Raw genomic sequence first — 13470 nt, forward strand, 5'->3', positions numbered from 1 at the left:
CGATGAGAAGATCGCTGTACTGCAGAACCTGCGCCGGAATTCAACGGGCGAGCTACCTGCCACATGGCTTACTGATGGCGTTAGTGTCGCGGCTTATGACGTTAACAGGCATCATTGTACTGATCGGGATGCTACCGTGGCTTTCAGGTACCGACCCGGCGATGGCACTACTGCGTGCCCGTTCTGCCGAACAGGAAGCGACGCCGGAAGCTCTGACAGCGATCCGTCAGTCACTGGGGCTTGACCAGGGCCCTGTCCGCTTGCTCATTAACTGGCTTAGTGGTCTTCTGCAGGGCGATACCGGGAACTCCTGGATTTCGGGACGTCCGGTACTGCCCGGAATGGTGCAGGCAGCCCAGGTATCGCTGACGCTGATGATGATGTCTGCTGCGGTGGCCCTGATGCTGGCAGCAATGATTTGTCTGCCGACGTTCCGGCGCGGACTTCAGGGCCGGCCATACCGTTCGACAGGACTCTTCGCATCCATATTGACGTCATTACCCGACTTTCTTCTGGCCTCCTTTTTACTGGTTGTCGGCGCGGTCTGGCTAGAGTGGTTTCCTCCTTATGGCTGGAACGGTATGCACTATGCTGTATTGCCCGCGCTGGCCATGGGGATCCCTGCGGGGGGATATCTGGGCCGGATATTTTCGGATGCGTTAGCCGCGACGTTCAGCGAAAACTGGGTGATTACCTGGATCGTCTCCGGGATTTCGCGCTGGCATATTCTTTGTGCGGTACTCAGGCGAACCTTATCTACGGTAATGCCGCTCATCGGCCTTATTCTGGTATCACTCACGGGGAGCGCCGTGGCGGTCGAGAAGGTGTTTGCCATCCCCGGGCTGGGCAGAGCCACGCTTGGAGCGGTTGTTGCACAGGATCTTCCCGCACTGCAAACCGGCATTCTCTTCCTGCTGATAATGGCATTTATATCCGGCATTCTGGCAACGGGGATCAGATACCTCATTCTGGGTCGGGCATTACTGACGTCATCTCTGCCGGTCACAAATGAACCGGAAAACAATCACCGCCGGAGGTTAATTGTGCTGCCGGTGGTCTGTGCCGTCGCGCTGGCGGTACTTCTGCTGACAGGCTTACCCCGGGATCCCTACGCGTCTGATTTTCTGCGCCTGGCACCACCTTCCTCTTCACTGCCGTTCGGTGCCGATGCCATGGGGCGCGATTTACTGGCGAGAGTTGCACACGGGACGGTGCATACCTGCATTCTGGCACTGATTGTTTCGCTCGTTTGTCTGGTTCCGGGTTTAGTGATAGGCCTTTTTCCGCGTGTATTTGTCGGACCGACCGAGATTGCGAATGCATTACCGCCTGTTATTGCAGCCCTGCTTGTCGTCTCCGTCAGTGGTACCGGCAGTGCGGGCGCGGCTATTGCGATAGCGGCTGTCGGCTGGGCACCTTTGGCGACACATACTGCCGCACTAGCATCAGAGATCCGGGCCAGATCGTACATCAGTATGTTGCCCGTTTTAGGGGTTGGCGGATTGCGTCAAAATATTGTTTATGTTTTTCCTGCCCTTATCGGACCTCTTTTCCGCCATGCAATGTTACGGTTACCCGGCATCGCACTGGCATTAGCTTCACTGGGATTCCTCGGTCTGGGGGCTTCCCCCCCTGCGCCTGAATGGGGCAGAGTGCTTGCAGAAGGTATGTCTTATCTTGAACGCGCATATTGGGTTGTGCTGGCTCCGGCGAGCGCCCTGGCTGTTTTATCAGTAATGGGGGTAAGTCTGGCGGGATTTATCGCCCGGAAACCCGTTCGCAGGCAATGAGTTAGCGCCCGGTTAGTGTGCACATTAAGGCACCGTAAACGGTGCCCTCAGTCATTTTCTGCCATAAAAGTCTCTGAGTCTTTAAGAGATAATGGTATATATTTTCCAACCAGAATGATGCCGGCGCGGGAACGCTGACAGGATTACCTCAGGTTTCTGAGGTTATTTGGCCAAAAAACCACCTGCCTGCTGGCTCCACGCCGCCCCCCTGACAGCGACTTTACCCCGGCCCGGCGCGTTATGTCCTACCACTCGCCATACGGATAACTTTTCCCTTTGATGAAGTCGGGTGTCTTTCCGTAATACACATATCCGTTGGGATGCTTTGTGATCCCTTTGCAGATCAGCCTATCATCCCCCGTCAGAGTGAACTGCCGCGCGGGAGCCTGAAGTACGGAGGGATTACGATTATCTTTCAACCATACTCTGACTTTCCCTCCGGGAGGCAGACCAATAATCATTCTGTTCCGGTAATACGTTTTTCCCGGACGATAGGTATCAGGATAGGCCGTAAGCATCTGCTGCCATGTCTCCCGGCTGAACCAGAGCTCCGTCTCATATTCCTTTTTATCGATCACCGAGTCCCAGCATACCGTCATCCTGACCGGTAACGCTTTACCGGTATTAGCGTAGGCTAAAAAACCGCCCATCTTATGGCCCCACCTCCCTACGCTGCTCTGACTCGGCTCGGCCGAGTCGGGTCGCCGGAGAATGCTTTCCCGGATATCTCCGTCTTCCAGGTACACCATCGTTACCAGCGCCGGCAGATTGACGGGGTAGACAAAATTGAATTCCCAGTGATCGTAAGGTAGTTTCTGCCCCCATTGCTCCACGCCGTCACCTAACAGCGACTTTACCCCGGCCCGCCGGTCATGGCAGCCTGCCAGCACCATGCCCCCCAGTACAACACCCGCTATCAGCGCGAATCGCTTCATCCCTGTCTCCTCAGAAAGTCCTTCCGGCGGGTTATGCCTTACCACTCGCCATACGGATAACTTTTCCCTTTGATAAAATCACGGATAAAGGGATCGTAACCGTTAGCATCGATAGACTTAAAATTAATCCGGTCGGGAACGTGCTTACAGATCAGCCGATCATCCCCCGTCAGAGTAAACTGCCGCGCGGGTGCCTGAAGTACTACAGGATCCCCATTGTCCTCAAGCCAGACCCGCACGGTTCCGCCCGGTGCCAGTCCGATAATCATATTATCCCGGTAATACGTTTCCCCCGGACGATAGGTATCAGGATAGGCCGTAAGCATCTGCTGCCATGTCTCCCGGCTGAACCAGATCTCCGTCTCATACGCCTTTTTATCGATCGCCGAGTCCCAGCACACCGTCATCCTGACCGGTAACGCTTTACCGATATTAGCGTAGGCCGAAAAACCGCCTACCCGCTGACTCCATCTCCCCACGCTGCTCTGACTCGGCCGGGCCGAGTCGGGTCGCCGGAAGATACTTTCCCGGATATCACCATCCTCCAGATACACCAGCGTCACCAGCGCCGGCAGGTTGACGGGGTAGAAAATGTTAAACTGCCAGTGATCGTAAGGCAGCTTCTGCCCCCACTGCTCCACGCCGTCACCTAACAGCGACTTTACCCCGGCCCGCCGATCATGGCAGCCGGTAAGCACCATGCCCCCCAGTACAACACCCGCTATCAGCGCTAATCGCTTCATCCCTGTCTCCTCAGAAAGTCCTTCCGGCGGGTTATGTCCTACCACTCGCCATACGGATAACTTTTCCCTTTGATAAAGTCAGGTGTTTTTCCGTAATACACATATCCGTTGGGATGCTTTGTGATCCCTTTGCAGATCAGCCTATCCTCCCCCGTCAGAGTGAACTGCCGCGCGGGAGCCTGAAGTACTACAGGATCCCCGTTGTCCTCAAGCCAGACGCGCACGGTTCCGCCCGGTGCCAGTCCGATAATCATATTATCCCGGTAATACGTTTCCCCCGGACGATAGGTATCAGGATAGGTCGCAAGCATCTGCTGCCATGTTTCCCGGCTGAACCAGATCTCCGTTTCATATTCCTTTTTATCGATCACTGAGTCCCAGCACACCGTCATCCTGACCGGCAGCGCCTTAGCAATATTAAAATTGGCCGAAAAACCGCCTACCCGCTGGCTCCACCTTCCCACGCTGCTCTGACTGGGTTCGGTCGGATCCAGCCGCCTGAAGATACTTTCCCGGATATCTCCGTCCTCCAGATACACCATCGTTACCAGCGCCGGCAGATTGACGGGGTAGAAAATGTTAAACTGCCAGTGATCGTAAGGCAGCTTCTGCCCCCACTGCTCCACGCCGTCCCCTAACAGGGACTTTACCCCGGCCCGCCGATCATGGCAGCCGGTAAGCACCATGCCCCCCAGTACAACACCCGCCATCAGCGCTAATCGTTTCATCCCTGCCTCCTCAGAAAAGTCCTTCCGGCGGGTTATGTCCTACCACTCGCCATACGGATAACTTTTCCCTTTGATGAAGTCGGGTGTCTTTCCGTAATACACGTATCCGTTGGGATGCTTTGTGATACCTTTACAGATCAGCCTATCATCCCCCGTCAGAGTAAACTGCCGGGCGGGAGCCTGAAGTACGGAAGGATTACCGTTGTCCTCAAGCCAGACCCGCACGGTTCCGCCCGGAGCCAGACCAATCGCCATTCTGTTACGGTAATACGTTTCCCCCGGACGATAGGTATCAGGATAGGTCGCAAGCATCTGCTGCCATGTCTCCCGGCTGAACCAGAGCTCCGTCTCATATTCCTTTTTATCGATCACCGAGTCCCAGCACACCGTCATCCTGACCGGTAACGCTTTACCGATATTAGCGTAGGCTAAAAGACCTCCCACCCGCTGACCCCACCTCCCCACGCTGCTCTGACTGGCCCCGGTCGGATCCGGTCGCCGGAAGATGCTTTCCCGGATATCTCCGTCCTCCAGGTACACCATCGTTACCAGCGCCGGCAGATTGACGGGGTAGACAAAATTAAACTGCCAGTGATCGTAAGGCAGCTTCTGCCCCCAGTGCTCCACGCCATCCCCTAACAGCGACTTTACCCCGGCCCGCCGATCATGGCAGCCTGCCAGCACCATGCCCCCCAGTACAACACCCACCATCAGCGCTAATCGTTTCATCCCTGTCTCCTCAGAAAGTCCTTCCGGCAGGTTATGTCCTACCACTCGCCATACGGATAACTTTTCCCTTTGATGAAGTCGGGGGTCTTTCCGTAATACACGTATCCGTTGGGATGCTTTGTGATCCCTTTGCAGATCAGCCTATCCTCCCCCGTCAGAGTAAACTGCCGCGCGGGAGCCTGAAGTACGGAAGGATTACGATTATCTTTCAACCATACTCTGACTTTCCCTCCGGGAGGCAGACCAATAATCATTCTGTTACGGTAATACGTTTTTCCCGGACGATAGGTATCAGGATAGGCCGTAAGCATCTGCTGCCATGTCTCCCGGCTGAACCAGAGCTCCGTCTCATATTCCTTTTTATCGATCACCGAGTCCCAGCACACCGTCATCCTGACCGGTAACGCCTTAGCAATATTAGCGTAGGCTAAAAAACCGCCCATCTTATGGCCCCACCTCCCCACGCTGCTCTGACTCGGCCGGGCCGAGTCGGGTCGCCGGAAGATGCTTTCCCGGATATCGCCGTCCTCCAGGTACACCATCGTTACCAGCGCCGGCAGATTGACGGGGTAGATAAAATTGAATTCCCAGTGATCGTAAGGCAGCTTCTGCCCCCACTGCTCCACGCCGTCACCTAACAGCGACTTTACCCCGGCCCGCCGATCATGGCAGCCGGTAAGCACCATAATCCCCAGTACAACACCCGCTATCAGCGCGAATCGCTTCATCCCTGTCTCCTCAGAAAGTCCTTCCGGTGGGTTATGTCCTACCATTCGCCATACGGATAGTTTTTCCCTTTGATAAAATCACGGATGAAGGGATCGTAACCGTTAACATCGATAGACTTAAAATTAATCCGGTCGGGAACGTGCTTACAGATCAGCCTATCATCCCCCCTCAGAGTAAACTGCCGCGCGGGAGCCTGAAGTACGGAAGGATTACCGTTGTCCTCAAGCCAGACCCGCACGGTTCCGCCCGGCGCCAGACCAATCGCCATTCTGTTACGGTAATACGTTTCCCCCGGACGATAGGTATCAGGATAGGTCGCAAGCATCTGCTGCCATGTTTCCCGGCTGAACCAGATCTCCGTCTCATACGCCTTTTTATCGATCACCGAGTCCCAGCACACCGTCATCCTGACCGGTAACGCTTTACCGATATTAGCGTAGGCTAAAAGACCTCCCACCCGCTGGCCCCATCTCCCTACGCTGCTCTGACTCTGCCCGGCCGAGTCGGGTCGCCGGAGAATGCTTTCCCGGATATCTCCGTCTTCCAGATACACCATCGTCACCAGCGCCGGCAGGTTGACGGGGTAGATAAAATTAAACTGCCAGTGATCGTAAGGCAGCTTCTGCCCCCACTGCTCCACGCCGTCCCCTAACAGCGACTTTACCCCGGCCCGCCGATCATGGCAGCCGGCCAGCACCATAGCTCCCAGTACACCCGCCATCAGTACTAATCGTTTCATCCCTGCCTCCTCAGAAAGTCCTTCCGGCAGGTTATGTCCTACCATTCGCCATACGGATAACTTTTCCCTTTGATAAAATCACGGATAAAGGGATCGTAACCGTTAACATCGATAGACTTAAAATTAATCCGGTCGGGAACGTGCTTACAGATCAGCCTATCATCCCCCGTCAGAGTAAACTGCCGGGCGGGAGCCTGAAGTACGGAAGGATTACTATTGTCTTTCAACCATACTCTGACTTTCCCTCCGGGAGGCAGACCAATAATCATTCTGTTACGGTAATACGTTTCCCCCGGACGATAGGTATCAGGATAGGCCGCAAGCATCTGCTGCCATGTCTCCCGGCTGAACCAGATCTCCGTCTCATACGCCTTTTTATCGATCACCGAGTCCCAGCATACCGTCATCCTGACCGGTAACGCTTTACCGGTATTAGCGTAGGCTAAAAAACCGCCCATCTTATGGCTCCACCTCCCCACGCTGCTCTGACTCGGCTGGGCCGAGTCGGGTCGCCGGAAGATGCTTTCCCGGATATCGCCGTCCTCCAGATACACCAGCGTTACCAGCGCCGGCAGATTGACGGGGTAGATAAAATTGAATTCCCAGTGATCGTAAGGCAGTTTCTGCCCCCACTGATCCACGCCATCCCCTAACAGCGACTTTACCCCGGCCCGCCGGTCATGGCAGCCTGCCAGCACCATGCCCCCCAGTACAACACCCACCATCAGCGCTAATCGTTTCATCCCTGTCTCCTCAGAAAAGTCCTTCCGGCAGGTTATGTCCTACCACTCGCCATACGGATAACTTTTCCCTTTGATGAAGTCGGGTGTCTTTCCGTAATACACATATCCGTTGGGATGCTTTGTGATCCCTTTGCAGATCAGCCTATCCTCCCCCGTCAGAGTAAACTGCCGCGCGGGAGCCTGAAGTACGGAAGGATTACTATTGTCTTTCAACCATACTCTGACTTTCCCTCCGGGAGGCAGACCAATAATCATTCTGTTCCGGTAATACGTTTCCCCTGGGCGATAGGTATCAGGATAGGCCGTAAGCATCTGCTGCCAGGTCTCCCGGCTGAACCAGAGCTCCGTCTCATATTCCTTTTTATCGATCACCGAGTCCCAGCACACCGTCATCCTGACCGGTAACGCTTTACCGATATTAGCGTAGGCTAAAAAACCGCCCATCTTATGGCCCCACCTCCCCACGCTGCTCTGACTCGGCCGGGCCGAGTCGGGTCGCCGGAAGATGCTTTCCCGGATATCTCCGTCCTCCAGGTACACCAGCGTTACCAGCGCCGGCAGATTGACGGGGTAGATAAAATTGAATTCCCAGTGATCGTAAGGCAGCTTCTGCCCCCATTGCTCCACGCCATCTCCTAATAGCGACTTTACCCCGGCCCGCCGATCGTGGCAGCCGGCCAGCACCATAATCCCCAGTACCCCCGCTATCAGCGCTAATCGTTTCATCCCTGCCTCCTCAGAAAAGTCCTTCCAGCGCATTTGCGTTCGCCCGTACCCTGTCTTCCCACTGCTGCTGATCATCCATTCGCCACACTGTCCGTACCCACCCCAATCCCGGAGCCATCGGCCAGACAAAAGAAGTCTTATCCGTCGGTGAATAGTGGTTTCGCAGAAAAACTTCTCCTGTGGATGGATTCACCCACAGATCCAGGTCCGAGTCGATGTTCCAGTTAGCCGAACAATGCAGATAATGCCCGATGATCCGCATCTCCTCCGCCGTGAAGCCTTTTGGCTCTGCGCCGCGACGTACCGCCCGCCCCTGCGCTATTGCTTTATCACATAGGGGAACCAGTTCAGCGGGCAGTACAGTGTCCGGGTTTTCGGGGTCAATATCCCCGAAAATAACCCCGGCGTCCTGTGCCGCATCCAGCATCACCCGCAGGCACACCTTTTCCCAGTCATTCGGTACTGCCTTCCGCGTCATAAATACCGCAGCCCCCACATTCTTCTCAAAAACAAACGCACGCGCCTTATCATGATTGACCAGCGGCCACGAAATCATTTTCGTCTCCACCTCACCGTGCGGCATCAGGTACTTCAGTGCCGGTAGTGAATACAGCGCCTGGCGCATCTTCTCCGCTTGCCGGTACACCGTCGTCTGCCTCTCGTCGGCGCTGGTGCGTATCACCTCAAAGTCCGGCATCGTCAGCAGGGAGATTTCATCCTCCCCCGCGTTATAGCCCCCTCCGATATCCGAGTGCGCTCCCGGCAGTGCCAGCTCCGGCCACATACCCGCAATGCTGTTCAGGCTGAAGTTATGCCGGCATTCGTGCATCGCGCTTATCTGAAACACCTTCTGTGCCACCGAAGGCCGAAGCTCGAGGTTCACCCCGGGATTGCTGCGCCCGTTAAGGCCGTAGAAGTTCAGCAGACTGCCGATGGCCGCCACCGTATCAAACAGCCCCAGAAAACGTACCTCTCCCGCCGCTTTACCGTAATGCCCGGTCGCGCCTAACCCTTTGTTAATTGCCGCAGCTATTGCGGTATCCTGATTCATCACCCGGTTAGCAAAATGGCGGGCTGCCGCCGCCCCACGGCTAAACCCGAAGATATCAAACTGCACCTTTATGATCGCTACGTTGTCACGGTTACGATTGATGAAAGCATTCAGTGCCGAAGTGAGTGCCTCAAGTGCATCATCGGTCCGGGTTACCACGCCACCAAACTGCCTTATAAGGCTGCTTCCCAGCGCTTTCCCCATCATAGAGTCGCTTTCCCCGTCCGCCGTCCCGATGCCACTGATATAAGCTCTAATCTGCGCCTCTGTTTCGCTGCCTTTGAGTTCATCGTTCCAATGATAAAGGTCAAACAGCCGTGAAATATTGGTCGGACCGCCCTGCCAGCTGGCGTTTCCCAGCTTCTTTTTTTACCGCTTTTCATATTTCGCGCACGCCTCGGCTCGCGCCTCGCCTACCAGGTTGGCGCAGTGGGCATACGCCAGCCGCAGATCATTTGAGTTCGTTCGGTTATTTCCCGTGCCATCAAAGAACAACCCCACGGTCAGCGTAATCCCCCTGACCGGCTTCCGTCGGCACAGGATAATTTTTTCACTGCAATGAACGTCGGTAAAGTGTGTACTTTCCCCGATAATTTCATACCGGTAATAATCACTCTTGCCGGGTCTGTCTTTTTCATTTTCGGCCATAAAAATCCTTTTCATCCGAAAGGTGATCGCGGGTATACCCTGCTCCCGCACATTCTGCATGAGGTTATATAAACCGGCCTCGCATTGACATGGGCCGGAAAACCGTTGCCTGACGGGTCTGAAAAACGCGAATGCCATGATCGGGAGAGCATTCGGCGTATTCGCATTTCACTTTGGGGGGAAATATTCTTCCGTTCATCAGCTCAGTTTCCTGAGAGTGAAGGGCTGAGCGCTAAGCGTCTGTTAACCCGCGTATGCTGCCACGAGTGCAGAGCTCATAACAGTGAGTCATGCCGCAAGTGTGACGCATAGCTCAGGAGTGACCACAATCGTATTCCGGTCAGGGTCGCCAAAGACGACGATGGGATCAGTGGCGGATCGGCGCGGGGGTGGATGATTTCGGGGCCGCTCTTTATACTGAGCACTCTCATTACCGCCTGCCCGCCGGCAGACGGTGATTTGCCCACTGCTCAGACGGGGTACCTCCTGCCATGAAATCATCCAATACAATTAACGATAATCGCCAGCGGGTAGTTGAGGTCGCTAAGAACATATTCAGCCGCAAAGGATTTTCCGCCGTTGGCCTGAATGAGATCCTGACCGCTGCCGGCGTTCCCAAAGGATCGTTTTACTATTACTTTGCTTCCAAAGAAGAGTTCGGCACCCTGATGCTGGAAGACTATTTCACACGCTATCTGGAGACGATGGAGGAGCTGCTCGGCGCCGGACAGGATGCCGCACAGGCCATGATGAACTACTGGCAGAGCTGGACCGCCACAAACGAAGACAATATTCCCAAAGGGTATCAGTGTCTGGCGGTAAAGCTGGGTGCGGAGGTCAGTGATTTATCCGAGCCGATGCGCCTGGCTCTTGAACAGGGGACCACCCGTATAGTCCGGCGACTGGCCGTACAGCTTGAACGGATGGTGGCGGAAAACAGCTTTGTTCCCCCGCCGGAAGGGTGCCTGGTGTTTGCCGGCGCGCTCTATCAATTATGGCTGGGGGCCAGTCTGATGGGGAAAATGACCGGCAGCCTTTCTCCCCTGGCTTCTGCAATGCCCCTGACAAAACGCTTATTGCAGCTATAATCATTTATTAATATGTGCGTTTCAGGGACGCTGCTCTTATCAGTCACTCAGTTTTCTTTTACTATCTAGACGACTGGTCTAATTTCAGACCTGGTGGAAAACTGTTTAACTGTATCCCGGCTTTCCCCGCTAATGACGGCTGCCTTTTTTAATATCCAGACGACTGGTCTGATTAAATCTCCGGAGACAGATATGCAACAAACAGCTCACATAAACCGCCGCTGGGTACTGGCCTCACGCCCTGTCGGGCTTCCGACGGCGGAAAACTTCCGCCTCGAAAATGCCGGACTGCCGGAGCCGGCAGAAGGACAAATGCTGCTGCGTACGGTGTATCTGTCTCTCGACCCTTATATGCGTGGCCGCATGAGTGATGCACCTTCTTATGCCGCCCCTGTCGCTATCGGTGATGTGATGGTCGGTGCCACTATCAGTCGTGTGGTCAGCTCCCTGCATCCGGAATTTAAAAAAGATGACTGGGTACTGGCCTACGGCGGATGGCAGGACTATGCCCTGTCCGACGGTAAAGGCGTGGTTAATCTCGGGGCGAATCCGCAGCAGCCGTCACTGTCTCTGGGTGTCACCGGAATGCCGGGTTTCACCGCGTATATGGGACTGACCGATATCGGCCAGCCTGTCGCCGGTGAAACGCTGGTTGTTGCGGCGGCGACAGGCCCTGTCGGCAGCACCGTCGGTCAGATAGCGAAGCTGAAAGGCTGTCGTGTGGTCGGCGTGGCCGGCAGTGATGAAAAATGCCGGGATGCTGTTGAACACGCCGGCTTCGATCTTTGCCTGAATCACAAAGATGCCGGCTTTGCAGAGCAACTGAAAGCCGCCTGCCCGGACGGGATTGATATTTACTTTGAAAACGTTGGCGGTGCGGTCTTTGAGGCTGTCGTGCCGCTGCTCAACCCGAAAGCACGTATTCCCCTGTGCGGCACGGTCGCTCATTATAATGACACCGGTGCGGCCTCCGGGGGTGATCGCCTGCCGGCGTTTATCGGTACGCTGCTGAAAAAACGTATTCGTCTGCAGGGTTTTATTATTTTTGATGACTATGCCCCGCATTTCCCGGCGTTCCGTACGCTGATGACGGACTGGATCCGTCAGGGAAAAATTCATTATCGCGAACAGGTGATCGATGGCCTGGAGTACGCCCCCGGGGCACTCAGCGGAATGTTACAGGGTCACAACTTCGGTAAGCTGGTGATCCGGCTGGCGGATGATTAAACCTGCACACGATGACTGAACCCGCTACAAGGATAAACAATGAAAATTCTGATTGTACTGACATCGCACGACACACTGGGTAACACTGGCGAAAAAACGGGATTCTGGCTGGAAGAGCTGGCTGCCCCTTATTATGTCTTTAAAGATGCCGGGGCGGAGCTGACTCTGGCCTCACCTCTCGGCGGGCAGCCGCCTCTGGACCCGAAAAGTAATCTGCCTGATTTTCAGACCGATGAGACCCGTCGTTTCGAAAAAGACGAGGCCGCGAAAAACGAACTGGCCAACACTGTTGCGCTTAAATCGGTCAACGTCGACCAGTTCGACGCCATTTTCTACCCGGGCGGCCATGGCCCGTTATGGGACCTGGCCACCGATAAAGACTCCATTACCGCTATCGAACAGACCCTGGCGAAGGGACGTCCGGTGGCTGCCGTCTGCCATGCCCCGGGCGTACTGCGCGGTGTCAAAAAACCCTCCGGCGAACCTCTGGTCCGTGGTCTGCGGACGACCGGGTTCAGCAACAGTGAAGAAGCTGCCGTGCAACTGACGGATATCGTGCCTTTCCTGGTGGAAGATATGCTGAAAGAAAACGGCTCTGATTACAGTAAAGGCCCGGACTGGGGATCTTATGTGGTGACCGATGGTCTGCTGATCACCGGCCAGAACCCGGGGTCTTCTGCCGCAACTGCCCAGGCCCTGCTACAGGCACTGAAAGGGTAATATCATGAGCGCTTATATTATTTTTATCCGCGACGAAACACTGGATCAGGACGAGATGGAAATATATGCGCAGAAAGCCGCAGACGCGCGAGGCGAGCATCCGATAACCCCTCTGGCCTTCTATGGTCAGGCTGAAGGTCTGGAAGGCCCCGCGGCAGAGGGGGTCGTGCTGCTGAGCTTCCCGGATATGGCAGCCGCCCGCGCCTGGTATCACAGCCCGGCTTATCAGGCGGCTAAACAGCATCGTCTGAAAGGGGCAAAATACCGGGTCGTTCTCACGGACGGTATTGCCTGAAACCTGGCGGAAACCGGTCAGTCGCTGGCCGGTCTCCGTCAGTCCGGTTGTTTAGCGGCCGACCGTGCTTTCCTCGTCACCCGCCCTTTCCTGATGTCCCAGCAGATTTTGCAACGGCATACTGCTTTTAAGTATCGGTGATTTGATCACGATATAGCTGAAGTATTTTTCGATACCAATATCGTCATCCAGTAATCCCTCAATCACTTGCTGATAATGCTCAATACTGCGGGTCATAAAGCGTAGCAGGTAGTCGTATCCTCCGGTGATCACATGGCATTCCATGATTTCACTGACCTGTGCTAAACGCTGTTCAAAACGCCGGAAGTCTTCCCGACGGTGTCCGGCCAGTGTGACTTCGGTAAAAACACTGACCGACTCGGTAATTTTCGCCAGATTGATATGTGCCTCATAGCCGGTAATAAATCCGGCGGCTTCCAGCCGCTTTACCCGTTGCAGGCAGGGACTGGGGGATAACCCTACCGCGTCGGCCAGATGAACATTACTGATACGCCCGTCTTTTTGCAGGTGCGAAAGAATAGCAATATCCAGACGATCCAGTTTCAGTAAGCCGTTCAT

General features: G+C 55.1%; 16 protein-coding genes. 5 read left to right on the top strand and 11 right to left on the bottom strand.

Annotated elements, in window-relative coordinates; translation table 11 throughout:
- Nucleotides 1-2 precede the first annotated feature (2 nt).
- The gene (locus CG67_RS03825) at nucleotides 3-1790 is read left to right on the top strand and encodes an ABC transporter permease subunit (protein WP_025901666.1); all 1788 of its coding nucleotides are present in this window, start codon (nucleotides 3-5) and stop codon (nucleotides 1788-1790) included.
- Nucleotides 1791-2035: 245 nt separating this feature from the next.
- Here CG67_RS03825 and CG67_RS03830 read toward each other — a convergent pair whose 3' ends face one another.
- The 10 genes from CG67_RS03830 to CG67_RS18690 all read right to left on the bottom strand — a co-directional run bounded on the left by CG67_RS03830 (nucleotide 2036) and on the right by CG67_RS18690 (nucleotide 9561).
- Complete coding sequence (locus tag CG67_RS03830; protein WP_025901667.1) at nucleotides 2036-2725, bottom strand: DUF2931 family protein; 690 nt, start codon at nucleotides 2723-2725, stop codon at nucleotides 2036-2038.
- 38 nt (nucleotides 2726-2763) lie between these two features.
- The gene (locus tag CG67_RS03835) at nucleotides 2764-3468 is read right to left on the bottom strand and encodes a DUF2931 family protein (RefSeq protein WP_038024660.1); all 705 of its coding nucleotides are present in this window, start codon (nucleotides 3466-3468) and stop codon (nucleotides 2764-2766) included.
- Nucleotides 3469-3506: 38 nt separating this feature from the next.
- Nucleotides 3507-4196, bottom strand: coding sequence for a DUF2931 family protein (locus CG67_RS03840; protein ID WP_025901669.1), 690 nt, complete (start codon nucleotides 4194-4196; stop codon nucleotides 3507-3509).
- A gap of 39 nt (nucleotides 4197-4235) precedes the next feature.
- Nucleotides 4236-4925: a DUF2931 family protein gene (locus CG67_RS03845; RefSeq protein ID WP_038024661.1), complete on the bottom strand. Its 690-nt coding sequence runs from the start codon at nucleotides 4923-4925 to the stop codon at nucleotides 4236-4238.
- Nucleotides 4926-4963: 38 nt separating this feature from the next.
- The gene (locus tag CG67_RS03850) at nucleotides 4964-5653 is read right to left on the bottom strand and encodes a DUF2931 family protein (protein WP_038024664.1); all 690 of its coding nucleotides are present in this window, start codon (nucleotides 5651-5653) and stop codon (nucleotides 4964-4966) included.
- A gap of 38 nt (nucleotides 5654-5691) precedes the next feature.
- Nucleotides 5692-6393 (bottom strand): DUF2931 family protein, encoded by a 702-nt coding sequence (locus tag CG67_RS03855; RefSeq protein ID WP_025901672.1) that lies wholly within the window; start codon nucleotides 6391-6393, stop codon nucleotides 5692-5694.
- Nucleotides 6394-6431: 38 nt separating this feature from the next.
- Complete coding sequence (locus tag CG67_RS03860) at nucleotides 6432-7136, bottom strand: DUF2931 family protein (protein ID WP_025901673.1); 705 nt, start codon at nucleotides 7134-7136, stop codon at nucleotides 6432-6434.
- Between the two features lie 39 nt (nucleotides 7137-7175).
- On the bottom strand, nucleotides 7176-7862 hold the full coding sequence (locus tag CG67_RS03865) for a DUF2931 family protein (protein WP_038024676.1): 687 nt from the start codon (nucleotides 7860-7862) through the stop codon (nucleotides 7176-7178).
- 10 nt (nucleotides 7863-7872) lie between these two features.
- Nucleotides 7873-9120, bottom strand: coding sequence for a phospholipase effector Tle1 domain-containing protein (locus CG67_RS03870; protein WP_371190666.1), 1248 nt, complete (start codon nucleotides 9118-9120; stop codon nucleotides 7873-7875).
- 162 nt (nucleotides 9121-9282) lie between these two features.
- On the bottom strand, nucleotides 9283-9561 hold the full coding sequence (locus CG67_RS18690) for a hypothetical protein (RefSeq protein WP_305809600.1): 279 nt from the start codon (nucleotides 9559-9561) through the stop codon (nucleotides 9283-9285).
- A 491-nt stretch (nucleotides 9562-10052) separates the two neighbouring features.
- Between CG67_RS18690 and CG67_RS03875 the strand changes: the two genes are divergently transcribed.
- The 4 genes from CG67_RS03875 to CG67_RS03890 all read left to right on the top strand — a co-directional run bounded on the left by CG67_RS03875 (nucleotide 10053) and on the right by CG67_RS03890 (nucleotide 12891).
- A complete protein-coding gene (locus CG67_RS03875) occupies nucleotides 10053-10649 on the top strand; it encodes a TetR/AcrR family transcriptional regulator (RefSeq protein WP_025901675.1) in 597 nt (198 codons plus the stop codon).
- A 192-nt stretch (nucleotides 10650-10841) separates the two neighbouring features.
- Nucleotides 10842-11876, top strand: coding sequence for an NADP-dependent oxidoreductase (locus CG67_RS03880; RefSeq protein ID WP_025901676.1), 1035 nt, complete (start codon nucleotides 10842-10844; stop codon nucleotides 11874-11876).
- Between the two features lie 39 nt (nucleotides 11877-11915).
- A complete protein-coding gene (locus CG67_RS03885) occupies nucleotides 11916-12596 on the top strand; it encodes a type 1 glutamine amidotransferase domain-containing protein (protein ID WP_025901677.1) in 681 nt (226 codons plus the stop codon).
- Nucleotides 12597-12600: 4 nt separating this feature from the next.
- Entirely contained in the window at nucleotides 12601-12891 is a 291-nt protein-coding gene (locus CG67_RS03890) for a DUF1330 domain-containing protein (protein WP_025901678.1), read from the top strand.
- Between the two features lie 51 nt (nucleotides 12892-12942).
- Here the strand turns inward: CG67_RS03890 and CG67_RS03895 are convergent, their stop codons facing one another.
- On the bottom strand, nucleotides 12943-13470 hold the full coding sequence (locus tag CG67_RS03895; RefSeq protein WP_025901679.1) for an Lrp/AsnC family transcriptional regulator: 528 nt from the start codon (nucleotides 13468-13470) through the stop codon (nucleotides 12943-12945).

It is taken from the genome of Tatumella sp. UCD-D_suzukii, assembly GCF_000611875.2.
GTDB lineage: Bacteria > Pseudomonadota > Gammaproteobacteria > Enterobacterales > Enterobacteriaceae > Tatumella > Tatumella ptyseos.

Bases quoted from the DNA above. Each gene is read 5' to 3' on its own strand.
- CG67_RS03825 (WP_025901666.1), top strand. From the start codon at position 3: ATGAGAAGATCGCTGTACTGCAGAACCTGCGCCGGAATTCAACGGGCG.
- CG67_RS03830 (WP_025901667.1), bottom strand. From the start codon at position 2,725: ATGAAGCGATTCGCGCTGATAGCGGGTGTTGTACTGGGGGGCATGGTG.
- CG67_RS03835 (WP_038024660.1), bottom strand. From the start codon at position 3,468: ATGAAGCGATTAGCGCTGATAGCGGGTGTTGTACTGGGGGGCATGGTG.
- CG67_RS03840 (WP_025901669.1), bottom strand. From the start codon at position 4,196: ATGAAACGATTAGCGCTGATGGCGGGTGTTGTACTGGGGGGCATGGTG.
- CG67_RS03845 (WP_038024661.1), bottom strand. From the start codon at position 4,925: ATGAAACGATTAGCGCTGATGGTGGGTGTTGTACTGGGGGGCATGGTG.
- CG67_RS03850 (WP_038024664.1), bottom strand. From the start codon at position 5,653: ATGAAGCGATTCGCGCTGATAGCGGGTGTTGTACTGGGGATTATGGTG.
- CG67_RS03855 (WP_025901672.1), bottom strand. From the start codon at position 6,393: ATGAAACGATTAGTACTGATGGCGGGTGTACTGGGAGCTATGGTGCTG.
- CG67_RS03860 (WP_025901673.1), bottom strand. From the start codon at position 7,136: ATGAAACGATTAGCGCTGATGGTGGGTGTTGTACTGGGGGGCATGGTG.
- CG67_RS03865 (WP_038024676.1), bottom strand. From the start codon at position 7,862: ATGAAACGATTAGCGCTGATAGCGGGGGTACTGGGGATTATGGTGCTG.
- CG67_RS03870 (WP_371190666.1), bottom strand. From the start codon at position 9,120: ATGATGGGGAAAGCGCTGGGAAGCAGCCTTATAAGGCAGTTTGGTGGC.
- CG67_RS18690 (WP_305809600.1), bottom strand. From the start codon at position 9,561: ATGGCCGAAAATGAAAAAGACAGACCCGGCAAGAGTGATTATTACCGG.
- CG67_RS03875 (WP_025901675.1), top strand. From the start codon at position 10,053: ATGAAATCATCCAATACAATTAACGATAATCGCCAGCGGGTAGTTGAG.
- CG67_RS03880 (WP_025901676.1), top strand. From the start codon at position 10,842: ATGCAACAAACAGCTCACATAAACCGCCGCTGGGTACTGGCCTCACGC.
- CG67_RS03885 (WP_025901677.1), top strand. From the start codon at position 11,916: ATGAAAATTCTGATTGTACTGACATCGCACGACACACTGGGTAACACT.
- CG67_RS03890 (WP_025901678.1), top strand. From the start codon at position 12,601: ATGAGCGCTTATATTATTTTTATCCGCGACGAAACACTGGATCAGGAC.
- CG67_RS03895 (WP_025901679.1), bottom strand. From the start codon at position 13,470: ATGAACGGCTTACTGAAACTGGATCGTCTGGATATTGCTATTCTTTCG.